Origin of the sequence: Parvibaculum sedimenti, from assembly GCF_009184905.1 — a bacterium.
GTDB lineage: Bacteria > Pseudomonadota > Alphaproteobacteria > Parvibaculales > Parvibaculaceae > Parvibaculum > Parvibaculum sedimenti.
In genome coordinates this window covers 95,941-117,729 of record NZ_WESC01000003.1, presented here as the reverse complement: position 1 = coordinate 117,729, position 21,789 = coordinate 95,941, and the positions used below count along the sequence as shown (strand labels likewise).

Here is a 21,789-nt window from a genome sequence, read left to right as displayed (position 1 = left end):
GGTTGCCGCAGCGGAATTCTGATTTTTCAAGGCGCTTTCTACCGACGCCCCTATCGGTGCTTGCCGCGCAGCCTTCTTCACGCCAAATATGGTTTCCAACAAGGTTGCAGCCTGAGCTGCGACACAGGGGGAGACATATGGATCTTCAACTCGCAGGCAAGGCAGCGCTCGTCACCGGAGCAAACCGGGGGACGGGGCGGGTTATCGCCGAACGTCTCGCCGCGGAAGGCGCAAGGGTCGTCGTGCATGGCTTTGCCGAGGCCGATGCTGCTGCGGCTGTCTCTGATATCCGCGCAGGCGGGTTTGAGGCTTTTGCCGTGGCCGGGGACATCACGGCGGATGCGGGCGCGAAGGCCACTTATGATGCGGCTGTTGCGGCGGTCGGGACCGTCGACATTCTCATCAACAATTACGGTTTGGCCGAGGCAGGCTCATGGTCGCGTTCGGAAACACCGGACTGGATCGACGCCTACGAGAAGAACGTGCTCTCCGCGGTGCGGATGACGCGGCTTTGCGTGCCGGCGATGAAGGACCGGCATTGGGGCCGCGTCATCATGCTTGGCACAATCGGCTCGACGGAGCCTGCCGCGCGGATGCCGCATTACTATGCGGCGAAGGGCGCGCTTGCGACCATGACCGTCAGCCTCGCGAAGGAACTGGCGGGTACCGGCATCACGGTCAATATCGTCAGCCCGGGCCTTATCCGGACGAAGGAAGTGGAAGAGCGCTTTCTCGCGCAAGGCTACGAGAAGGGCTGGGGCACGACATGGGAAGAGGTTGAGCCCCATGTACTCAAGGCATTCATGAACAATCTGACGGGTCATGTGACGACGACGGCGGAAGTCGCCGATCTCGTGGCCTTTGTCGCTAGCCCCCGCGCGAGCGCCTTGATGGCGCTCAATCTGCGTATTGACGGTGGAACCACCGCGATCGTGACATAAGAGAACAGAAAGAATGCAGACATTCCGTTTCGATCTCTGCGAACTGCCGGAGGAGACCAAGGGGCTTCGCCAGGAAGTGCGCGATTTCCTCGCCGTCGAGCTCAAGCATATTCCCGCCGTGACGCGGGCGCAGACGTGGTCGGGTTCCGATCCCGAGTTCAGCCGCAAGATGGGCGCGAAGGGCTGGATCGGCATGCGCTGGCCGAAACAATATGGCGGGCATGAGCGGTCGGCCTTCGATCGCTATGTGGTGCTCGAGGAAATGCTCGCCGCCGGTGCGCCGGTGGGCGCGCACTGGATCGGCGACCGGCAGTCGGGTCCGCTGCTGCTGAACTTCGGCACCGAAGAGCAACGCCAGCTCATTCTGCCGAAGGTGGCGCGGGGCGAATGCTATTTCTGCATCGGCATGTCGGAGCCGGACTCGGGCTCGGATCTCGCCGCGACGCGCACAAAGGCCGAGAAGGTTGAGGGCGGCTACAAGGTCAACGGCACGAAACTCTGGACCTCGGGCGCGCATCACGCGCATTACATGATCGCGCTGTTCCGCACGAGCCCGGACAAGCATACGGGGCTGACGCAGTTTCTGGTCGATCTGAAGAACACGGATGGCATTACCATCCGGCCGATCAAGGATCTCGCAGGAAATTCCCATTTCAACGAGGTCGTGTTTCAGGACGCCTTCGTGCCGGATAACATGCTGGTTGGAACGGAAGGTTCGGGCTGGGCACAGGTCGGCGCAGAGCTGGCCTTCGAGCGTTCAGGGCCGGAGCGCTATCTTTCGAGCTTCCTGCTGATGATCGAAATGATCCGTGAACTGCAGAAGCGCGGCGGGACGGAAGGCGCGCGCGAGATCGGACGCCTTGTCGCGCATCTCGTGACGCTGCGCCAAATGTCGCTTTCGGTCGCGGGTATGCTCGACAAGGGCGAAAACCCGGCGCTGGAAGCCTCCGTGGTGAAGGATCTCGGCGCCGTTTTCGAGCAGGATATGCCGGTGAAGGCGCATGAGCTGCTCGGTATCGCCCCGACGGTGGGCACGGGCAATGATTTCGAGCAGGTGCTCGGCTACCTCACGCAGACTGTACCTTCCTTCTCGCTGCGCGGCGGGACGCGCGAAATCCTGCGCGGCATCATCGCCCGCGGGCTCGGACTTCGCTGAGGTAGAGAGCCATGAACGAATTGCAGACGATCCTCTCCGACAGCATTGCGAAGCTTCTCGGCGACCATGTGAACAAGGAAGTCATCCAGCAGGCGGAAGAAGGCCAATGGCCTGCCGAACTCTGGGATGCGCTGGTCGAGAACGGCATGACGCGCATTCTGGTGCCGGAGGCGCAAGAGGGCGCGGGCGCCAATTGGGAAGATGCACATGTGGTGTTGAAGGCGGCGGGCGAGCATTCGGCGCCGGTGCCTCTGGCGGAAGCGATCCTCGCGGGTTTCATTCTGGGCCGCGCGGGGATAGCGGTGCCGGAAGGCGTCGTCACCGTGATGGAGGGCGATTTCAAGCTAGAGAGCGGAAGGCTTTCGGGCGTTGCGAAGTCTGTGGCCTGGGGGCGGAATGCAACCCACGCCGTCACCGTCGTCGAAAGCGGCTGGGGCGTCGAGACTGTGCTCGCGCCGCTTCAATATGCACGGATCGAGAAGGACCAGAATGTAGCGCGGGAGCCGCGCGACACGCTGAGCTTCGATCATGTCGTGGTCGATACGGCCTGGGCGGGGCTGCCGGGCAACGCGGTAAGGCTCTACGGCGCGCTGATCCGTTCCATCCAGATGGCAGGCGCACTGGACTACCTCACGCGGGCCTCGGTGCAATATGCCAATGAGCGGACGCAGTTCGGAAAGCCCATCGGCAAGTTCCAGGCCATCCAGCAGCAACTCGCTGTGCTCTCGACGCAGTCTGCGGCAGTCGGCATTGCAGCAGCCCATGCCGCGGCGCGCGCCGACAAGGTCAGTTCGGGTGATGCGGCGGCGTTCGAAATCGCCGTGGCGAAGGTGCGCGCCGACGATGCGTCGAGCGCGGCGACATCCATCGCGCATCAGGTACATGGCGCGATCGGCTTTACCTATGAGCATGGGCTTCATTTCGCGACGAGGCGGCTCTGGTCCTGGCGGGCGGAGTTCGGATCGGGCGCCGAGTGGGCGGACTGGCTCGGCCGCGAAACATTTGCGCGGGGCGCAGATGGATTGTGGCCCTATGTGACGGCGCGGTGAAAAGAACAGGCGGTGCCGCTCTCCACCCGCTGTCATCCCGGACTTGTGCCGGGATCCAGGGGCAACATATTCGGAGCGAGCGGCCCCTGGACCCCGGGACGAGCCCGGGGTGACACGAATGAAATGGGAGAAAACTGTGGACGTACTCGAAGCTCTGAAGACGCGCATTTCCTGCCGCGCTTTTCTGGATAAGCCAGTGCCGGAGGAGACGGTGCGCGCCATTCTGGACGGTGCGAAATGGTCGCCTTCGGGCGGCAATCTGCAGCCATGGCATGTCTATGTCGTCGCAAATCAGCGGCTGAAGGATTTCCTCGGCTTGATCGCCGAGAAGCAGAAGACGGCGCCGTTCGGTGAGGGCTCGGAATACGACATCTATCCGAAGGATTTGAAGGAGCCCTATAAGGCGCGGCGCTTCAAATGCGGCGAGGACATGTATGCGACGATCGGTGTCGCGCGGGAGAACAAGGCGGGCCGCCTTCAGCAGTTTGCCCGGAACTTCCAGTTCTTCGATGCGCCTGCGGCGCTCTTCTTCGCCATCGACAGGCAGATGGGCATCGACCAATGGGCCGATCTCGGCATGTTTGTGCAGTCGGTCATGCTGATGGCCCGGGAGCACGGGCTCCACACCTGCCCGCAAGAGGCCTGGGCGATCTGGCCGAAGACAATTGGCGAGTTTCTCAACATGCCATCCGAGCTTATGCTCTTCTGCGGGATGGGGCTTGGCTACATGGACGAGTCCGCGCCGATCAATGGGCTGCGGACCGAGCGGGCACCGATGGAGGAATGGGCGAGCTTCTCCGGGTTCTGAAGCGCGCCCCGTTCATCGAGGGTTCAGTCTCAAGGACCTAGAACCGGGGCATGATGAGGACGCAGACATATATCGCCTTGGCGCTCGCCGCCTTCCTCGCCCTTCCGGGCGGGGAGGCGACGGCCGCGTCCTGGCGCCATGAGCGCTCCATGATTGGCCGGCCCATTGAGCGGACCGACATGCGCTCCGACCAGAACGACGCTCGCGAGGGCGTTCGCACCGGCCGTATCCAGCCGCTGGGCAAGGTGCTGAGGAGGGTTCATGAGCGCTATCCGGGGCAGCTTCTCGACGCGCAGCTTGTGGACGCGGGCGGCCGTCCGGTCTATCTCATCAAGCTGATGACGCCGGACGGCAATGTGGGCATTGTTTCGGCGGATGCCGCCACCGGCGACATAATCGATTATCGCCAGGGAGGGCGCTGAAGTATGCGGCTGCTCGTTGTCGAGGATGACCCCGATCTGAACCGTCAGCTTGTGAGTGCGCTCACCGAAGCGGGCTATGTCGTCGATAAGGCGACAGATGGCGAGGAAGGACATTTCCTCGGCGAGACTGAACCCTATGACGCAGTGGTGCTCGATCTCGGCCTTCCCGGCATGGACGGCGTGACGGTGCTCGAGAAATGGCGCCGGGCGGGCCGCAATATGCCGGTTCTGATCCTGACGGCGCGCGACCGCTGGTCCGACAAGGTGGCGGGCTTCGATGCGGGCGCCGACGACTACGTGGCCAAGCCCTTCTTCATGGAGGAGGTGCTGGCGCGGATCCGGGCGCTATTGCGTCGCTCGACCGGTCACGCGACGAGCGAACTCGAATGTGGCCCCTTGCGCGTCGATACACGGACCTCTCGGGTGACTGTCAGTGGCACGGCGGTGAAACTCACCTCGCTTGAATACCGGCTCGTCGAATATCTTATCCACCATCAAGGGCGGATCATCTCGCGGACCGAGCTCGTCGAGCATCTCTACGATCAGGATTTCGACCGCGATTCGAACACGATCGAGGTCTTTGTCGGGCGGCTGCGCCGCAAGCTCGGCAAGGACCTGATCGAGACGGTGAGGGGCCTCGGCTATCGCCTCGCGGCTCCGGAAGATGCAGCTTAGAAACCTCCGCATCAAGGACAGCCTGGCGCTACGCCTCATTGCGGGCGCGGCGCTCTGGAGCGTCATCGCGCTGGTCGCGGGCGGCATTATCCTTTCCTCGATTTTTCGCCATTCGGTGGAAAGCTCCTTCGACGCACGGCTTGAAGTGCTGCTCGGCAGTCTTGTTGCAACGACCGACGTCGACGACAAAAAGCAGATTGTGCGTACGCGCGATCTCAATGAGACGCGCTTCGATTTCGCCTATTCGGGCTGGTACTGGCAGATCGCGCCGCTTGCGCAGCGACTTGCGCTGCGCTCGCGCTCGCTCTTCGATCAGGCGATCGACCTGACCAACTCCACCAGCGCGACGCGCGACGTTTCCGGCGCGAGCTTCTTTGATGCAATGGGACCGGAGGATCAGCATTTGCGCGTCGTCGAACGCCGGTTGATGTTGCCGGGCTATGACGTGCCGGTTTCCTTCGCGGTCGCTGGCGACAAGGCCGAGATGGAAGGCGATATCCAGAAGTTCAACTCCACGGTTTTCACGGCCATGGCGGGGCTGGGCCTCGGCATTCTGGTGGCGCTCCTTATTCAGGTGCGCTTCGGTTTGCAGCCGCTTGAGCGTGTACGTCGTGCGCTGGCCTCGATCCGTTCTGGCCGGGCGACGAAACTCGAAGGCCAGTTCCCCGTCGAGATCGAGCCGCTCGCGGAAGAGATCAATTCCCTTCTCGACAGCAATCGCGAGGTGCTGGAACGCGCCCGCACTCATGTCGGGAATCTCGCCCATGCGCTGAAGACGCCGCTCTCCGTTCTTACCAACGAGGCGCGGGCGCATCCGGATACATTCGGCGATCAGGTCGTCAGGATCGCGGCGACGATGCGTGAGCAGATCGACCACCACCTTGCCCGTGCGCGTATGGCGGCCTCCGCCAATGTCTTCGGCGCGCATACGCCGGTGGAGCCGGTGCTGGCAAGGCTCGGCCGGGCGCTCGCCCGTATTTATGCGGAGCAGGGGATCGATGTATCCGTCGAGTGCCCCGAGGGCCTCGGTTTTCGTGGTGAGGCGCAGGATCTGGAAGAGATGGCTGGCAATCTTCTCGACAATGCCTGCAAATGGGCCGTCTCGCGCGTCGAACTCCGGGCGTTGCCATTGCCCGAGCTTCGGAAGGGGCGTCCGGCATTTCTGATCACCGTCGAGGATGATGGACCGGGTGTTCCGGAAGAGAAGCGAGCCGCTGTGTTGAAGCGCGGCGGGCGGCTCGATGAGACGAAGCCCGGCTCGGGGCTCGGGCTCTCCATCGTTACCGAGATTGCGGAGCTCTATGGCGGCGAGTTGAGGCTCGCGGCGTCGGCGCTGGGCGGCTTGCGGGCGGAACTGATATTACCCGCGGCGAGCGAGTAGACTCCATTCGCACAAAGATCATCTGAAAATTAAAAAGCCGCCGCTCTCCTCAGGGGAGTGCGGCGGCCAAGGAAACGGCTGCGACGCGATCCGTTATTGACGCTGTGCCGGATCGCTCCGTTTGTCGCTCATTTGCAAGCGTCGCGTCACCGGGGCCAAGCCCCTTGGTGAAAGAATTGCTGGTTCAGGCGGAAAGGTCCACAGGAGTGTCCGACCTCACCTGCCTCGCCACACGACCCTCTGTCGCGATCGAAATGCTGGCAATGGCAAACGGTGTCATCAAACCGTTAGACATCGGATCACCTCCTTTCAATTGTTGAACTCAGGGAACTTCAGCGTGAAGTGCGTCGTGATTCTTGTCAAGAAAGCGATAGCCGATCAAAGGCTAATCCAACTTTCCTGATGGCTCGCGGCCACTAAGGACATAGCCCGTGGTAGCAAAGTCGGTCGGCATCAGCTTGGCGACCAATAGCGCGATTGGCAAAAGCGCAAAGGTAAAAGCCAAAATCAACGATACCGAAAAGAACGAGGCGTCAGGCTCCTGCGTCGCGCGGCCGAACAGAACAGGAGCCGCTTCGGCCGTCGCTCGTCGCGGATCAACCACATGCTCCAGAACCTCGATGATCAGGATCGCCTCAAAGTGACCGTCGGGGAATGAGGACCATGTGATGTCATCAACGACCTCCGGATTTCGGGCCGGGTCTATGTCAGCGCTGACAACAGAAAAGCCGATTTTTTGGCGTATTCTTCGACAAGGGCCTGCATGTCTCCGCCAGCACCCACATTCAGAACACGCGCATTTGCGGAGATAAGCGTCAGGCGGCTGACGATGAAATCATTTAGTCCCTTTCGAGAAAGAAACTTCGACGCTCGTGAAACTCGATACCGCCACCCATCGTATTTCTCCAAACTGATACTTAAGAAAAAGGCTTACGTCGCATATGTCCTGCGCCAGCTCTGACAAGGTAGCGCATAAGATGCGGCGCCAGAACATGACATGCGCATGTTAGGCGACGCTCGCGCAGGGCGCATCCGATGAATGAACATTGTGACAGTCCATGATTACCTGTTCGTCCACGTCATTCGATGGCGGGAATGGCGTCGCGGCAGACGGATGAGAAACACGCGAGGTCGCCCAAGCGAAGCGGCATTTACAATGTCTAATCGAAGCCAATCTTGGCGATGTTGCTCTTTCCAGCCGGGGTAGCCGCTTCACCGGCGCGGAGAAGGTCCGCGATGGTTGTGCCGTCGAGCACCTTCGCTTCCGCCTCGGCGAGGCGGGCGAAATAGCTGTCGACCCGGGGCTCATGGGCGAGCGTGGCATCATCTATGCCGCCGCGCTCCGTCCGGCGCTGCATGGCGGCGAGTACGTCGGCGAGGCGGACGAGTTCGGGTGGTTTGCCGGGCAGTAACCGGCCTGGACTATCGGCCGAATGGGTGATGAGCCCTGCTTCCTCCAGGGCGGCCTCGATGATCTGCATGGCCTCCATGGGTAAATGGAGACGTGCTGCCAGCGTCTCATCGGTCCAGCAAACCTGTCCCTTCTCGTATGCCTCGTGAATGAGCAGCATCGCTTGCAGACTCGTCTGACGGAGCTGACGTATGTTCAGAATGCCGAGGCCTGCAAGGGGTGAGAGATGGCGGCGGTTCTGGAAGTAGAAGGCGATGGAGCAGCCGACTAAAAGGATGAGCCAGGCGACATAGAGCCAGATCATAAAGACGACCAGGGTGGCAAAGGCGGAGTAGATCGCCACATATTGCGCCGACTTCACGACGAAGGTGGCGAAGGCCCAGCCCGTGCCGCCCCAGACGATGCCTGCGACTGCCGCGCCGGCGAGCGCCGAACTCCAACGCACGCGCGTGTTTGGGATCGTCATGTAGAGAAAGCCAAATGTGCCGATGAGGACAAGATAGGGCACGACGCGGCTCATCTGCGCTATGGCGAAGCGTATAGGTGCAAGCTCCGCGAAAACACCAACCGGGGAGTTGGAAAGCGCCCCCGCCATGATGCCGAGCACCGTGAGCACGACAATGGGGCCCAGCACGCCAACGCCCAGAACCTCTGTAAACTGACGGGCAAGCGAGCGGCTGGCTGAAACATGCCAGATATTGTTGAAGGCTTCCTCGATCTTTCCGATCATCGAGATGACCGTGTAGAGCAGGAATGCGAAGCCGATCGTGCCGAGGACATTGGCGTTCACGCGGTTCACGAATTCCATCATGCGGTCGGTGATCTCGCGCCCCTGATCGCCGAGGGGGCCAAGAAATTCCGCCAGCATGCTCTCGACATAGGCGTCGTAGCCGAAGGCGCGGAAGACGGCGAAGCCGATGGCCAGCACCGGCACGATTGACAGCAGCGTCGTATAGACGAGGCTCATGGCGCGCAGATTGAGGCGGCCTTCAATGAGGTCGCGGGCGACGACCCAGGCAATGCGGGCGGCCTCTACAAGGACGACGCGCCAGAAGGGAGCGCCTTCGAGCGGGCTATCCCAGACGAGGCCGCGCAGGCGGTTATAGAATGGAACCTCGATCAGCATGTGTTCGATGCTAGTTGGCTGCTGAAAAAATGAAAGGCCCTCCGGGTCCGGAGGGCCTTGATCTCTTTCGGGGGATGCTGGGATCCGCTGGCGGACCCGGCCTCGTCAGTTGAGGACCAGATTTTCCGCAGAGAACCGGCCGTTGCGTCCTTCGACCAGCTCATATTGAATCTTCTGGCCTTCGTTGAGGGCCTTTTGTCCGGCCCGCTCGACGGCCGAGATATGGACGAAGACGTCTTTTCCACCGTCTTCCGGCGCAATAAACCCATATCCCTTAGTGGCGTTGAACCACTTAACAACTCCAGTAGCCATAGTCCCTTGATCGCCTCGTCGTGAATAAGGAACGGCGCCGGTTTTACGGCGCCGGTGAAAAAAGCCTAGCACCTTCCCTCGGGGCGGCCTACCGAAAATTCCATCGGAAATGGCCGCATACAGCCCGTTCCACCGCAGAAAAGCGGGGGTGTTGAAAGGTTTGTTAAACGTGGCGTTCTAATCTAGGAGGCTGGTAGCCGACTTGGGGAAGGGTGCGCCGTTCGGGGCCCGCCTTTCCGTCCGGAATTTGCAGGTCATGGAAACGAAGCCCGCAACGCCCTTGATCGAACGCTTGAACGAGGTCCTTTCACGGTTGACGCCGGGGGCCGCGGCAAAGCTTGCTGCCGGGCTCGAGCGGGAAAAGATGCGGGGCACGCCGGGACTTCCCTACGACCTGATCCTGTCGACCATCCGTCCGCTGCTCGGCAAATGGGAAGGGGTACGACCCGGCCTACCGAGTGCGGTGCGCCACTTCTGTCTGCCTTTCGAGGATCTGCTGGTCGACGATGTCCGCCCCTCGGACCATATGCGTCATATCCGGCGCAGTTCCATCCTGCCGGTTTGGAATTGGCTCGAAAGCGAATTGCTGCCGGACGCGCTGCCGGACATCACGCGGCGCCTTGAAGAGAAGGCGGCCGGAGCCAACGGCATCGCGCAGAATGGTAGCCTTACCATCCTGCATGCGAGCTGTTCCAACGCCATCCTTTCGGCCTTCGAGGAATCGAGAAAGGACAGGGCACTCCGCCGCAAGATGGAGAGCCAGCTTGGCGGAGACGCCGTAATCGAGGACGCAGTCGAGATGGCGCGCGCCTTGGCGATTGCGCCCTATCTACTTGCGGCGCGCGACGCACTCCCCAAACGTATCGTCGATCTCGACGAGAGCATGGTTGCCATCGTCGCGGAACTCTACGAAGAAGCGCGCTCGACGTCGCTCGACAGCGCGATCTATCTGCCGCTCGTCGCGGTCGCGCGGATGCATGAACCCTGTCAGATATTGCGGCTGGCACGGAAGCTCGCCGGCTTCGGCAATGAGGATGCGGTCAACCGCTCGGGTCTTGCCGAGCTTGGTGAAATCTTCCTTGGCGAACTCGAGGAGATTGCCGAGAAAGCGCAACCGAGGCGGGGCGTCCCGGCGGATCTCGACGATCTGTTGTCGAAGGTCGCTCGCTTTGCCGAGCTCTCGCAATGCTTCATCGGCGAAATTGACATTAGACGTTGCAGCGACTGGGGGCATCGCATCCTGGCTGCTCGCGCTCGGCTATCGGCGGCGCTCACGGAAGAAATGGCGAAGTTCGAACTGGAACTTGCCCGTGCCCTGCCACTGCATCAGATCGGCAGCTATGGAAAGAACGGTCCGCGCCGCCCGGACGTGTCAGTCGCCCCCAATTTCGACCGCGCCGAAAAAGTGCTGGCTTGCCTGCGTTTTCTGCATGGAGTCTGCGGGGCGTCCGAGTCGGTCGGCATACAGGCCCATTGCAAGACGGTCGGACAGCAGATCGAGACCTATCTGTCATCTTATGAGGATGGGCTCATTGAGGAACTGCGTCGCATCAAGGGCTCGCAACTTGCCAATGCGCAAGCCTATCTCGAAATCGTCATCTCCTGCCGCGAGACTCTGGGCAATGTCGCCCTCGCCGCAACGCTGCGTCGACGCGGACAGGTTGCAGTTGCACAGGCGTCCTAGCCTTTTGCATTGCCCGTGAATTCTTCCTCATAGGCGAAGAGGCCGGGCATACCGCCAGTGTGGAGGAAGACGAGTGCTTCCTCTGGCGGGGTCGATCGGGTGCGAATGAGCGCAAGAAGTCCTGCCATGGCCTTGCCGGTATAAACAGGGTCGAGAAGGATGCCCTCGTTGCGCGCGATCAGTTCGACCGCCTCGATCATCGCCGCGGTCGGCATGCCGTAGCCTCTGCCCAGAAATCCCTCCTCGAGGATCACGGCCTCGTCGGCGGGTGAGGGCGCGCCAAGCGCTTCCGCTGTGGCGCGGGCGAGACTCAATATGCCCGCCTTCATCGCCGCATGATCGCCGCGATAGACATTGATGCCATGAACGGCGGGCCCCCTTCCACGCAAGGCTGCGCCGGCGACAAGTCCTGCTTGTGTGCCACCGCTCGACGAACCATGAATGATGCGGGCATTGGCTATGCCGAGCGCGTCGAGCGCGTCGGCAATCTCGAAATAGGCGGCGGCGTAGCCGAGCGATCCGGTTGCGTTCGAGCCGCCGGTCGGGACGAAGAAGGGCTTTCCATCCGCTGCGGAAATTTCGTCGATCGCGCCCTTGATGAATACTGCCGGGTTCGCACCTTGCGGGACGATCCTCACCTCGGCGCCCATGATATCGTCGAGGAGTAGATTACCGGAATGCCGGTAGGCGCGGCCCTGATAGGGAACCATGTCGAGAAGCACGAGGACTGGTCGAATTCCCGCCGTGATGGCAGCGGCGGCGGTTTGCCGTGCATGGTTCGATTGCAGGGCGCCGGTGGTGACGATGGTGTCGGCGCCCTGCGCAAGCGCTTCGCCGATCAGGAATTCGAGCTTGCGCGTCTTGTTGCCGCCGTCCGCGAGGCCCGTGCAGTCGTCGCGCTTGATGAAGAGGCGGGGAACCAAATGGCCCTCTGCCTGAAGCGCCGCGCGCAGACGCTTCATCTCGGAGAACGGTGTCGGAAGATGAGCGAGGGGCGCGCGAGGAAAGCGAGCAAATGCGTCAAGCATCAGATGGTTCCTTCGGCGCGGAAAGCGGCAATCTCGTCCTTCGTATAGCCTAGCTCCGTGAGGATTTCGTTGGTGTGCTCGCCGAGCAAGGGCGCGCGGTCGCGGAGAGTGCCGGGCGTGCGCGAGAGCCGCACGGGCGTTTCCATGATCGGTGCGGGTTTGGGCAGGCCGGGAAAAGCGAGCGGCTGTAAATAGTGCATCGCATTGATGTGCGGATCGTCCAGGGCCTGTTGCGGCGAGAGAACGGGCCCGGCCGGAATGCGCGCCTTTTCGAGCATGGCCAACGCTTCCTCAGTCGTGTATTGCGCCGCCCATTGGGAGGTCCGGTTCGAAAGAAGGACGCCGTTGTCGCCGCGAACGCTATCATCCTTGAAGCGCGGGTCGGTGAGCCAATGATCTTCGCCCATCAGCTTTGCCCAGCGCTTGAAGAGCGGCGCACCCATGACCTGTACGAGAATCCAGCCATCCTTCGTCTGCACGATGTCGGCGGGCCCCGCATAGGGACTCTTGTTGCCGATTGCGACGCGGTTGACCTTGCGGAGATCCTGTTCAATCAGGTGGAAGTTAAAGAAGGAAAGCGCAGTCGAGAGAAGTGCGCCTTCGACGATCTGGCCTTTGCCCGAACGAGCGCGTTCCATCAGCGCGGCGAGCGTGCCAAAGGCCGAAAGCGAGGCGGTGCCGAAATCGACCCAAGGCGCATAGCTCTTCACCGGCTCCTCGGGATAGCCGGTGAGATAGGCCGCGCCGACCATTGCCTGCGCGATGCCGTCGAAGCCCGTACGCTCACTATAGGGGCCGCCATGGCCGAAGGCGGAGACCATGGTCAGGATGATGTCGGGCTTCACCTCGACGAGGCTTTCATAATCAAGGCCCATCGACTTCAGCGTTGAGGGCGGAAGATTGGCCACGACGACGTCGGCACTCTCGACCAGACGGCGGACGATGCCGCGCCCGGTCTCGGTCATGGGATCGAGAGTAAGGCCGCGCTTGTTTCGGTTCACCTGAAGGAACATCGCGCCTTCGCCGCCTTCACCGGCGGCGGCACCGGGCACGATCGGCTGAATGAAGCGATCCTCGCTGCCCTCGCGTTTCTCGATACGGATGACCTCGGCGCCGAGATCGGCAAGCAGAGCCGCGCAAAAGGGCCCGGCGATATACCGGCCGAAGTCGAGGACCCGTACTCCGGAAAGAATTTGCGCCTTACTGCCCTGATCTGACGTCATTGCTCTCAATCTCCCTGAAATCGGGCCCTTGGGGCCGTTTTTTATGTGGGCACGATAGGGGCTGGGCAGCTCTGATGAAAGCATCACCAAGCCGGAATTTCGCTTTTTGTTTAGGGTTTTCTCATAGGGTTACCCCGCGTTTGGTGGGCAGACCGCCCGCCGCCAAGGGGGATCGTTTGGTCGAAATCGGGAATGCGCATAGCAGGGGACCGGCGGATGGTGCCGGCCAGGGACCTGGCGGATGGCGACCTGCCGAAGGGGCCTATGGCTGGACCGGAGAGTTCATCAACCGTGCGCTTGAGCAGCGTTTCTGCGAAACCGCCTGGCTGGAGACGACAGAGCGGGTGCGTGCCATCCAGACAGGCGTCTATCTTTTCGCCTGTTGGGTGGTCCTCGATTTTCTCATTCTTGGGCCGACGGTGCAGTTCGTGGTCATTGGCTCCTTGCGGGTGGCGACGCTCGCAATTGGCCGCATTCCGTTTCTTTTTTTCGATGCACCGCACAGGCAGGCGGCGCTTCGCGCGTCGCTAACTTTCGTTCAAGCCTATATCTTCGGCGTCTTTCTGCTGCTTGTATCTGCGGGGGGATTCGGCGCCGCCGATCACGCGGTGAGCGCTGCCGTCATCACAATCGCCTTCTATTTCGGCGTGCCGAACCGGCTGGCCTACAATGCCGCGTTGTCGATAGCCTGCGGCATTGCCTTCACGGTGGTCATTGCCTTCTACCCCGATATGTCGCTTACCTCGGCGATGCAGATATTCATGCTGCTCATGGTTGCCAATGCGGTCGGCTTTCAGGCCATGCGCGTCACCAATCGTTTGCGGCGCAATCAGTTCCTGACGATGGAGCATCAGCGGGAGTTGAACGAACAGCTCACGCAGGAAATTTCCGTCCGGCAGGAGGCGCAGCGCGTCATGCGGGCGACGGAAGAAAGCTTCCAGAGCATCTTTGTTGCGGCGCCGTTGCCGCTCGCGCTGATCGACCCGGCGACCTATCGCATCGTTCAGGCGAACAAGGCGGCGCTGGAACTTTTCGGCCTCAATGGAGAGGATGCTGCGCATATCGATGCAAGGCGCTTTTTCGTCGATGACGAGATGAAGGAGCGGCTTGGCGAAGCGGCGGCAGGCAGCCGCCTGCGTGGGCCGATCGAAGCGCGGCTTCTCGGCGGCGAAGGTACGGTCATCTGGGCGCATATCACGGCGGCACTGGTGCGGTTCCAGGGGTTGCCGGCGCTGCTCATCGGCCTTCAGGACGTGACCGCACGGCGGAAAGAGGCAGAGGCTCTTCGCGAGGCGCGCGACGATGCGACGGCCGCGAGCCGCTCCAAATCGGAATTTCTCGCCAATATGAGCCACGAGCTGCGTACGCCGCTCAACGCCATCATCGGCTTTTCCGAGGCGCTGGAGCGCGAACTGTTCGGTCCTGTCGGCAATCCGCGTTATCGCGAATATGCTGAGGACATTCACGACAGCGGTGTCCATCTGCTCAATCTCATCAACGACATTCTCGATCTCTCGAAGATCGAGGCAGGGCATTTCAAGCTGCATGAGGACGAGACCGATCTCGACGCCGTGGTCGCCTCCGCCTGCCGCATCGTTCGCCATCGGGCGCAGCAGTCGGCGATCACCATTGAGGTGAGTCTGCCGACGCCGCCCATTTCCCTTGTGGCCGACGAACGAGCCTTGAAGCAGGTACTCATCAATCTGATGTCGAACGCGGTGAAGTTCAGCGCCGATGGCAGCACGGTCCGCGTCGAAGCCGCGGTTCAGCCAGGCCGTTTGCGCATTGCCGTGATCGACCATGGCATCGGCATTGCCGAAGCGGATATTCCCAAGGCGCTCGCACCCTTCACGCAGATCGACGGTACGCTGTCGCGCGCCCATGAAGGAACAGGGCTTGGCCTGCCTCTCGCCAAGCATTTGACGGAGCTCCATGGCGGCTCGCTCATGATTGAAAGCACGCCGGGCGAGGGCACAACCGTTTATGCTGATCTGCCCGCCTCGCGCCTGGTGGCGCAGCAATCCCATATTCGCGCCGGTTGGTGAGGCTGTCTCTGGACAGGGCGCTGCCGCTCGGCTAGAACCGGCGCCCTTTTCGACGCACCCGTCTCCATCCGCATTGCGATGCCCCGACCGGCTGGCCGGTTAGAGGGACGCGCGAGGTATTCCATGTTCATCGGCCTCGACTTCGGCACGACGAACAGCGCGTTGGCGCTGGCCGGCGCCACAGGTCCGTCGCGTCTCGTTCCGCTCCTTCATAATGGTGTGGAGCATTCGACCTTCAGGTCCATTCTCTACTTTGACGCTGACGAGCGCGACAAGCGCGGAAAACCGCTATCCTATGCGGGTCCCGCCGCAATTGACGCTTATCTGGAGCCCGGCGCCGAGGGCCGCCTCATCCAGTCGATCAAGTCCTATCTCGCCAATCCGGATTTCACTTCGACCAGCATCTATAACAGCCGCTACACGCTCGAAAACCTGATCGGCCTTCTCGTTTCGCGCCTGCTCGAGGCGACGCCCGATGCGGGCGATCTGATGGAGCGGCTCAAGAGTATGCCGATCGTGGTAGGTCGGCCCGCGCGCTTCGTGCGCAACAGCCTCGGACAGGCGCAGGAAGGGCAGGACGACTTCGCCGTTTCGCGGCTTCTCGCCTCGCTGGAAGGTGCAGGGCTTGCCGATGTCCATTTCGAATTCGAGCCGGTGGCCGCTGCCTATGCCTATGAGGCAGGGCTCAACCAAGACGAACTGGTGCTCATCGGCGACTTCGGCGGCGGTACGAGCGACTTCTGCTTGCTGCATGTCGGGCCCGGCATGCGAGCGGTGAAGAACCGCGCCGAAACCATCATCGGGGTTTCAGGCGTCGGTATCGCCGGCGACGCCTTCGACGCGCGCATTGTGGAGAATGTCATCGCGCCGCGGCTCGGGCGTGGCTCCTCCTACAAGAGCACGGGCGGCAAGGTTCTGCCGATGCCCGCGTGGCTCTATGACAGCCTGAAGCGCTGGCACCAGTTGAGCTTCATCAACACCCAGAAGACACGGCGCATGCTCGAGGAAATTCTGCCCGTCTCCGACGCGCCTGCCGAGATCGAGGCCCTGACACACCTCATCGAGGAAAATAAGGGCTTCGAGATGTATCGCGCTGTGGAAGCCGCAAAAGTTGCGCTGTCCGGCTCCACCAAAGCTCATCTCAGCTTCATGGCTGCGCCCATTGCCATCGAGGCGGACATCGAGCGCGGTGATTTCGACCGCTGGGTCGCGCCGGAACTCGCGGAGATTGGCGGCTGCGTGGATCGGCTGCTGGAGGACTCGGGCACAAGCGCCGACAAGATCGACCGGGTCTTTCTGACCGGCGGTACGTCCTTCATTCCGGCCGTTCGGGCACTCTTCGCGGAGCGTTTCGGACGGGAAAAGCTCGCGGGCGGCGGCGAACTCACCTCGGTGGCGACCGGCCTCGCGCTCTCGGCCCGACAGCGATTTGCAGCGTGACCGCGCAGATCAGTTGTCGGTGAAATAGAAGCCGCTGTAACTCGCATCCTTGTCGAGCGCTTCGGCATTCTCCTGCGCCTGCCGATTTCCGTCCATCTCGCTACCGCCGAAATGGACGATCGTTGCGTCGGCGCTGTCGTCCGCCGATGTGCCGGCCAGCTTATCCATCTGCTCGTCGGGATCGGAATAGTTGTCCGCACTGCCCGAGGTGCCCGGCATCATGTAGTTGGAGAAGGCGAAGACGGGGCTGGCCGAGAACAGGGCCAATGCCGTTGACGAGGCAAGTACGAGGGCGGCTTTGCGCATGAGGATGTTCCCGTCGATAACGTGAATGGCTGGTGGAATGAGACGACCGGTGGCCGCACGCGTCAAGGAGACGGAAGTTAAATCGATGTCATGAAGGGGCTTGTGGCAGGTGGCCATTCCATAACCGGACGGTTAAACTATCTTTTTTCTGTTTTCCACACGTCTGGCCGACACTGTGACTCGTATAGAAAAGCAATATATCCCATCGTTATGCTTGATGTGGAAGCCGTGACAGCGGCTTCCGGCGGGAGGCCTTAAGGACATCTCGGAGCCTGCGGCAGCGAGCCGCTTTCCGGCTCGTCCGCAAGTCTCTATACAGGTGCGGCCCGTCCCCAAAAAAGCTGAGCTGCCTTGTCCCAGACCCTTTCAGACCTGCCGCTTTGGTTCCTTTTTGCTGTGCTGACCGCCGGTGTGATCCTTGCCGTCCTGCGCCCGCTCCGCCGGAAGAGGGTGGCAGGCGGCGATGACCGCGAGGTCACGCTTTATCGCGATCAGCTTGCCGAGGTGGAGCGCGATGTGGAGCGCGGCGTGATCGAGCCCGCCGAGGCTGAGGCCGCAAAGGTCGAGGTTTCTCGCCGTCTGCTCGCCGCCGCCGAGGCGCTGGAGAAGGAGCGGGCCGAGGCTGGTGGCCGGAAGGGGCTTTCCGGTCGTGGTGTGGCGCTTGCGATCAGCATCGCTGTGCCCGTTTTCTCCATGGCTCTTTATCTGGCGCTGGGCTCGCCAGGGCTTCCCGATCAGCCCTTCAATGCGCGCATGGCCGCGCCGGTCGAGCAATTGCCCATCGATGCGCTGGTTCTGCGCGTCGAGGAGCATCTGAAAGCCGATCCCAAGGATCTGCGTGGTTGGGAAGTGCTGGCGCCTGCATATATCCGCCAGCGGCGCTACGACGATGCGGCGAATGCCTGGTCGCAGGCTATTGCGCTTGGCGGCGAAAGCGCTGCCCGACTTGCGGCACGGGGCGAGGCGAGGGTCTTCGCAGCAGGCGGCCTGGCGCCGGAGGCGCGCGAGGATTTCAGGAAGGCCGCCGCGCTCGATCCCCATGAGCCGCGTGCACAATATTATCTGGGTGTCGCCGAAGTTGAAGATGGCAAGAAGGATGCGGCCATCGCGCGTTGGAAAGCGCTTCTCGCTTCCGCGCCCGGGAATGCCTCCTGGCGGCCAAGCCTTGAGGCGGAGCTTGCACGGCTTGAAAATCCCAACGCTCCTCGTGCCAATGCCACCATGTCCAACGCGCCCGGTCCGAACGCAGCGCAGCTTGGCGCAGCGGCGAATATGTCGCCTGAGGATCGCCAGAAGATGATCGAGGGGATGGTCGGCGGCCTCGCTGCCCGGCTCGAAAAGTCGCCCGATGACATTGAGGGCTGGCTTCGTCTCATCCGCGCCTATGGCGTGCTCGGCAAGAAACCAGAAGCGCAGGCGGCACTCGCGCAAGCGCGGCGGACCTTCACCTCCGACAAGGCGGCGCTGGCGCGTCTTGACGAAGCGGAAAAAGCACTTCCCTGATTTATCCCCGCCTGCTGGCTCCTTCTTATGATCTGCATGCAGATCACGAGAAGGGAACGGAATGCTTTCGGAGCTTCAGAAGAAGACAGCGCAAGCCATTGTCAATGTTTTCGAGACGGGCCGCGCGCGGGGCGATTATGCGCAGGTGACGCTGCTTCCCGGCGATCCCGGACACCTCACCTATGGCCGTTCGCAGACGACGCTTGCCAGCGGCAACCTTCATCTTCTTATCAAGGCTTACTGCGAGGCGCCGAATGCATCTCGCGCGGAGGTGCTTAGGCCCTATCTCGACAGGCTTGCGGCCATCGACTTCAGCCTTGACCGCGATCCGCCATTTCGAGCCGCGCTGAAGGAGGCGGGCGGCGATCCCGTCATGGAGAATGCGCAGGACGGTTTCTTCGACCGCGCCTACTGGGCGCCAGCCGCGAGAGTCGCCGGCGCATTCGGGTTCTCAACTGCGCTCGCAGCGGCGGTCATCTATGACAGCCACGTTCACGGCTCCTGGAGCGCGCTTCGCGACAGGACGTCGAGGGTACATGGCGACCCGGAAAAGGCGGGGGAGAGGCCATGGATTGCGGCCTATGTAGCCGAGCGGCGCGAATGGCTCGCAACCCATCCAAACGCGCTCCTTCGGCGCACGGTCTATCGCATGGACGCTTTCGAGGCCGTCATCAAGGCCGGAAACTGGCCGCTCGACCTTCCCCTGCGGGTTTGCGGCGTTTCCATCGATGAGGCGGCGCTTTCCTGCCCGCGACCAAATTGCAGTTAAGAACTGTCCGCTCTTGGGCTATACCTTCGGCGTCTCGAAATCGAGGATCGGAAGAACATGACGCGCAAACAGCGCCGCGCCGGCTTTATCGCGCTGGGCCTTGGTATTATTGGCATCGCGATCGGGCTCGTGCTTTACGCCATGCGCGACAACATCGTCTTTTTCTATAGCCCCACGGAAGTTGTGGAAAAGGGCATCGGCCCGGGGACGCGGTTCCGTCTTGGTGGGCTCGTGGAGAAGGGCTCCGTCGAGCATACGGGAGCGGCGACCATCAAGTTCGTGGTGACTGACCTCATGAAATCCGTGACGGTCTCCTATACCGGCATCGTGCCCGACCTCTTCCGCGAGGGGCAGGGCGTGGTCGCCGAAGGCGCCATCGGACCTGACGGAATTTTCGTTGCGGATTCGGTGCTGGCCAAGCATGACGAGAAATACATGCCGCCCGAGGTCGCCAAGGCGCTAAAGAAATCGGGCCGTTGGGAAGAAGGCCAGATGAACCAGGACGAAGGAAAAGGCACGGCTCAATGATTGTAGAACTCGGCCATTTCGCGCTCGTCCTTGCGCTGGCGGTGGCGCTCCTGCAAATGGTCGTGCCGATGATCGGCGCGCAGCGGCGCGATCCTGCGTTGATGGCTGTTGCCGCACCCGCTGCGGTCGCTCAATTCGTGCTCATCGGCATTGCCTTTGCGGCGCTGATGCATGCCTTCCTCACCTCCGATTTCTCGGTCGCTTTGGTGATGAAGAATTCGCATACCGCGAAGCCTCTCATCTACAAGATCGCCGGCGTCTGGGGGAACCATGAGGGTTCGATGGTTCTCTGGGTCCTGATCCTTTCGCTATACGGTGCGCTGGTCGCGCTATTTGGTGGAAACCTGCCCGACGGGCTTCGCGCGCGCGTCCTTTCCGTTCAGGCATTGATCGGCGTCGCCTTCCTCGGCTTCATTCTCTTCACGTCCAATCCCTTTATCCGGCTCGATCCGGCGCCCATCGAAGGTAACGGCCTCAATCCGATCCTTCAGGATCCGGCGCTCGCCTTCCACCCGCCGTTCCTCTATGCGGGCTACGTCGGCCTCTCCATGGCATTCTCTTTCGCCATCGCTGCCCTGATCGAGGGCCGCGTCGATGCGAGCTGGGCGCGCTGGGTCCGCCCGTGGACGCTCGCGGCCTGGGTGCCGCTCACTGTCGGCATCGCGATGGGTTCGTGGTGGGCCTATTACACGCTTGGCTGGGGCGGCTTCTGGTTCTGGGACCCGGTGGAAAATGCTTCGCTGATGCCATGGCTCGTCGCTACGGCGCTTCTGCACTCGGCCATCGTTGCCGAAAAGCGCGGTGTGCTGAAAAGCTGGACGATCCTGCTGGCGATTTTCGCTTTTTCACTGTCTTTGGTCGGCACCTTCCTCGTCCGTTCCGGCGTGTTGACGTCGGTGCACGCTTTTGCTGTCGATCCCTCGCGCGGCATTGCGATTCTTTGCATCCTGGTTTTCTTTATCGGTGGCGCACTGACGCTTTATGGCTGGCGCGCGCCCGTGCTGAAGGCCGAAGGGCTCTTCGCGCCGCTGAGCCGCGAAGGCGCATTGGTGATGAACAATCTGCTGCTGGCGGCGGCTGCCGCCGCCGTTTTCATCGGCACGCTCTACCCGCTCTTCCTCGACGCGATTGGCGGCCCGAAGATCACGGTCGGAGCGCCCTTCTTCAACATGACCTTCGTGCCGCTGATGATTCCGCTATTCTGCCTTGTGCCGATTGGACCGTTGCTCAAGTGGAAGAGGTCAGATCTCGTTGCGGCGAGTGAACGGCTCATGGGTGCGGGCGTCGCGGTGATTATCGTCATTATCGCGGTGCTGGCTTTCCACTCGCGCGGGCCTTGGCTCGCGGCCTTGGGCATGGGGCTTGCGACCTGGCTCATTGCCGGGGCGTTCTTTGAAGTCGCGTGGCGCATAGGTCTTTTCTCCGGGAACATTCGCGAGAGCTTCCGCCGCGCGCTGCGCTTGCCGCGCGCCTCATGGGGCATGGCACTTGCGCATGGCGGGCTCGGCATTGCGGTCGCAGGCATTGTCGGCACGACGGCATGGCGGCAGGAACTTGTGACGGCGCTCAAGGTTGGCGATAGCGCCGAGCTTGCGGGCTATACGCTGACGCTCGAAAAAGTCGGCATGCGGAACGGTCCGAATTACGAGGCGCTGGTCGGCGTCATCCGTGTGACACGTGAGGGACGCGAGGTGGCGGTGATGTTGCCGGAAAAGCGGAGCTTCCCGGTCGAACGCCAGGAAAAGACCGAGGCAGCGATCCGCACCACGGGCTTTTCAGATCTCTATATCGTCATTGGCGATGAGAACGGTCAGGGTGGCTGGACGCTCCGCGCTTACTACAACAACCTGGCGCCCTGGATCTGGGCGGGCGGCATGATCATGGCGGCGGGCGGCATCGTGTCGCTCACCGACAGGCGTTATCGCATCGGTGCGCCGAACCGCGCCCGCTCGCGGCTTGCCGCGCAACCGGCGGAGTAGGTA

General features: G+C 61.9%; 20 protein-coding genes. 14 read left to right on the top strand and 6 right to left on the bottom strand.

Translation table 11 applies throughout. The features are described 5' to 3' along the window. The first annotated feature begins 137 nt into the window (after positions 1-137). The 7 genes from F2P47_RS04070 (at position 138) to F2P47_RS04040 (ending at position 6,432) form a co-directional block, all read left to right on the top strand. Positions 138-941, top strand: a complete 804-nt coding sequence (locus F2P47_RS04070; protein WP_152214891.1) for an SDR family NAD(P)-dependent oxidoreductase — start codon at positions 138-140, stop codon at positions 939-941. 13 nt (positions 942-954) lie between these two features. Further along, positions 955-2,097: an acyl-CoA dehydrogenase family protein gene (locus F2P47_RS04065; RefSeq protein WP_152214890.1), complete on the top strand. Its 1,143-nt coding sequence runs from the start codon at positions 955-957 to the stop codon at positions 2,095-2,097. Positions 2,098-2,108: 11 nt separating this feature from the next. After that, positions 2,109-3,146 (top strand): acyl-CoA dehydrogenase family protein, encoded by a 1,038-nt coding sequence (locus F2P47_RS04060; RefSeq protein WP_152214889.1) that lies wholly within the window; start codon positions 2,109-2,111, stop codon positions 3,144-3,146. A 118-nt stretch (positions 3,147-3,264) separates the two neighbouring features. Beyond that, positions 3,265-3,954, top strand: coding sequence for a nitroreductase (locus F2P47_RS04055; RefSeq protein WP_246176732.1), 690 nt, complete (start codon positions 3,265-3,267; stop codon positions 3,952-3,954). Positions 3,955-4,004: 50 nt separating this feature from the next. Next, positions 4,005-4,376, top strand: a complete 372-nt coding sequence (locus F2P47_RS04050; RefSeq protein WP_152214888.1) for a PepSY domain-containing protein — start codon at positions 4,005-4,007, stop codon at positions 4,374-4,376. 3 nt (positions 4,377-4,379) lie between these two features. Beyond that, positions 4,380-5,051, top strand: coding sequence for a response regulator transcription factor (locus F2P47_RS04045; RefSeq protein WP_152214887.1), 672 nt, complete (start codon positions 4,380-4,382; stop codon positions 5,049-5,051). Further along, a complete protein-coding gene (locus F2P47_RS04040) occupies positions 5,041-6,432 on the top strand; it encodes an ATP-binding protein (protein WP_152214886.1) in 1,392 nt (463 codons plus the stop codon). The genes F2P47_RS04045 and F2P47_RS04040 overlap by 11 nt, the downstream gene beginning before the upstream one ends. 385 nt (positions 6,433-6,817) lie before the next feature. Here F2P47_RS04040 and F2P47_RS18085 read toward each other — a convergent pair whose 3' ends face one another. The 3 genes from F2P47_RS18085 to F2P47_RS04025 all read right to left on the bottom strand — a co-directional run bounded on the left by F2P47_RS18085 (position 6,818) and on the right by F2P47_RS04025 (position 9,281). After that, a complete protein-coding gene (locus F2P47_RS18085) occupies positions 6,818-7,102 on the bottom strand; it encodes a methyltransferase domain-containing protein (RefSeq protein ID WP_425500026.1) in 285 nt (94 codons plus the stop codon). A gap of 490 nt (positions 7,103-7,592) precedes the next feature. After that, positions 7,593-8,969: a YhjD/YihY/BrkB family envelope integrity protein gene (locus tag F2P47_RS04030; protein WP_152214884.1), complete on the bottom strand. Its 1,377-nt coding sequence runs from the start codon at positions 8,967-8,969 to the stop codon at positions 7,593-7,595. 105 nt (positions 8,970-9,074) lie between these two features. Continuing rightward, on the bottom strand, positions 9,075-9,281 hold the full coding sequence (locus F2P47_RS04025) for a cold-shock protein (protein WP_152215067.1): 207 nt from the start codon (positions 9,279-9,281) through the stop codon (positions 9,075-9,077). 256 nt (positions 9,282-9,537) lie between these two features. Between F2P47_RS04025 and F2P47_RS04020 the strand changes: the two genes are divergently transcribed. Continuing rightward, positions 9,538-10,965 carry a hypothetical protein gene (locus tag F2P47_RS04020; protein ID WP_152214883.1) on the top strand — a complete coding sequence of 476 codons (1,428 nt, stop codon included), beginning with the start codon at positions 9,538-9,540 and terminating at the stop codon, positions 10,963-10,965. Here F2P47_RS04020 and F2P47_RS04015 read toward each other — a convergent pair. After that, entirely contained in the window at positions 10,962-11,993 is a 1,032-nt protein-coding gene (locus F2P47_RS04015) for a D-cysteine desulfhydrase family protein (RefSeq protein ID WP_152214882.1), read from the bottom strand. The genes F2P47_RS04020 and F2P47_RS04015 overlap by 4 nt on opposite strands. Next, entirely contained in the window at positions 11,993-13,216 is a 1,224-nt protein-coding gene (locus tag F2P47_RS04010) for a CaiB/BaiF CoA transferase family protein (RefSeq protein WP_152214881.1), read from the bottom strand. The genes F2P47_RS04015 and F2P47_RS04010 overlap by 1 nt, the downstream gene beginning before the upstream one ends. Before the next feature lie 176 nt (positions 13,217-13,392). Here F2P47_RS04010 and F2P47_RS04005 point away from each other — a divergent pair, with 176 nt between their 5' ends. Further along, positions 13,393-15,261, top strand: coding sequence for a sensor histidine kinase (locus F2P47_RS04005; protein WP_185680936.1), 1,869 nt, complete (start codon positions 13,393-13,395; stop codon positions 15,259-15,261). A 123-nt stretch (positions 15,262-15,384) separates the two neighbouring features. Further along, the gene (locus F2P47_RS04000; protein WP_152214879.1) at positions 15,385-16,701 is read left to right on the top strand and encodes an Hsp70 family protein; all 1,317 of its coding nucleotides are present in this window, start codon (positions 15,385-15,387) and stop codon (positions 16,699-16,701) included. Between the two features lie 9 nt (positions 16,702-16,710). Here the strand turns inward: F2P47_RS04000 and F2P47_RS03995 are convergent, their stop codons facing one another. Next, a complete protein-coding gene (locus F2P47_RS03995; RefSeq protein ID WP_152214878.1) occupies positions 16,711-17,007 on the bottom strand; it encodes a hypothetical protein in 297 nt (98 codons plus the stop codon). A 351-nt stretch (positions 17,008-17,358) separates the two neighbouring features. Here F2P47_RS03995 and ccmI point away from each other — a divergent pair, with 351 nt between their 5' ends. The 4 genes from ccmI to F2P47_RS03975 all read left to right on the top strand — a co-directional run bounded on the left by ccmI (position 17,359) and on the right by F2P47_RS03975 (position 21,786). After that, complete coding sequence (ccmI, locus tag F2P47_RS03990; protein ID WP_152214877.1) at positions 17,359-18,510, top strand: c-type cytochrome biogenesis protein CcmI; 1,152 nt, start codon at positions 17,359-17,361, stop codon at positions 18,508-18,510. Positions 18,511-18,571: 61 nt separating this feature from the next. Beyond that, positions 18,572-19,279 (top strand): chitosanase, encoded by a 708-nt coding sequence (locus F2P47_RS03985; RefSeq protein ID WP_152214876.1) that lies wholly within the window; start codon positions 18,572-18,574, stop codon positions 19,277-19,279. 57 nt (positions 19,280-19,336) lie between these two features. Further along, positions 19,337-19,807: a cytochrome c maturation protein CcmE gene (ccmE, locus tag F2P47_RS03980; RefSeq protein WP_152214875.1), complete on the top strand. Its 471-nt coding sequence runs from the start codon at positions 19,337-19,339 to the stop codon at positions 19,805-19,807. Then, entirely contained in the window at positions 19,804-21,786 is a 1,983-nt protein-coding gene (locus tag F2P47_RS03975) for a heme lyase CcmF/NrfE family subunit (RefSeq protein WP_152214874.1), read from the top strand. Before ccmE ends, F2P47_RS03975 begins: the two co-directional genes overlap by 4 nt. Positions 21,787-21,789 lie beyond the last annotated feature (3 nt).

Bases quoted from the DNA above. Each gene is read 5' to 3' on its own strand.
- F2P47_RS04070 (WP_152214891.1), top strand. From the start codon at position 138: ATGGATCTTCAACTCGCAGGCAAGGCAGCGCTCGTCACCGGAGCAAAC.
- F2P47_RS04065 (WP_152214890.1), top strand. From the start codon at position 955: ATGCAGACATTCCGTTTCGATCTCTGCGAACTGCCGGAGGAGACCAAG.
- F2P47_RS04060 (WP_152214889.1), top strand. From the start codon at position 2,109: ATGAACGAATTGCAGACGATCCTCTCCGACAGCATTGCGAAGCTTCTC.
- F2P47_RS04055 (WP_246176732.1), top strand. From the start codon at position 3,265: ATGAAATGGGAGAAAACTGTGGACGTACTCGAAGCTCTGAAGACGCGC.
- F2P47_RS04050 (WP_152214888.1), top strand. From the start codon at position 4,005: ATGATGAGGACGCAGACATATATCGCCTTGGCGCTCGCCGCCTTCCTC.
- F2P47_RS04045 (WP_152214887.1), top strand. From the start codon at position 4,380: ATGCGGCTGCTCGTTGTCGAGGATGACCCCGATCTGAACCGTCAGCTT.
- F2P47_RS04040 (WP_152214886.1), top strand. From the start codon at position 5,041: ATGCAGCTTAGAAACCTCCGCATCAAGGACAGCCTGGCGCTACGCCTC.
- F2P47_RS04030 (WP_152214884.1), bottom strand. From the start codon at position 8,969: ATGCTGATCGAGGTTCCATTCTATAACCGCCTGCGCGGCCTCGTCTGG.
- F2P47_RS04025 (WP_152215067.1), bottom strand. From the start codon at position 9,281: ATGGCTACTGGAGTTGTTAAGTGGTTCAACGCCACTAAGGGATATGGG.
- F2P47_RS04020 (WP_152214883.1), top strand. From the start codon at position 9,538: ATGGAAACGAAGCCCGCAACGCCCTTGATCGAACGCTTGAACGAGGTC.
- F2P47_RS04015 (WP_152214882.1), bottom strand. From the start codon at position 11,993: ATGCTTGACGCATTTGCTCGCTTTCCTCGCGCGCCCCTCGCTCATCTT.
- F2P47_RS04010 (WP_152214881.1), bottom strand. From the start codon at position 13,216: ATGACGTCAGATCAGGGCAGTAAGGCGCAAATTCTTTCCGGAGTACGG.
- F2P47_RS04000 (WP_152214879.1), top strand. From the start codon at position 15,385: ATGTTCATCGGCCTCGACTTCGGCACGACGAACAGCGCGTTGGCGCTG.
- F2P47_RS03995 (WP_152214878.1), bottom strand. From the start codon at position 17,007: ATGCGCAAAGCCGCCCTCGTACTTGCCTCGTCAACGGCATTGGCCCTG.
- F2P47_RS03985 (WP_152214876.1), top strand. From the start codon at position 18,572: ATGCTTTCGGAGCTTCAGAAGAAGACAGCGCAAGCCATTGTCAATGTT.
- ccmE (WP_152214875.1), top strand. From the start codon at position 19,337: ATGACGCGCAAACAGCGCCGCGCCGGCTTTATCGCGCTGGGCCTTGGT.
- F2P47_RS03975 (WP_152214874.1), top strand. From the start codon at position 19,804: ATGATTGTAGAACTCGGCCATTTCGCGCTCGTCCTTGCGCTGGCGGTG.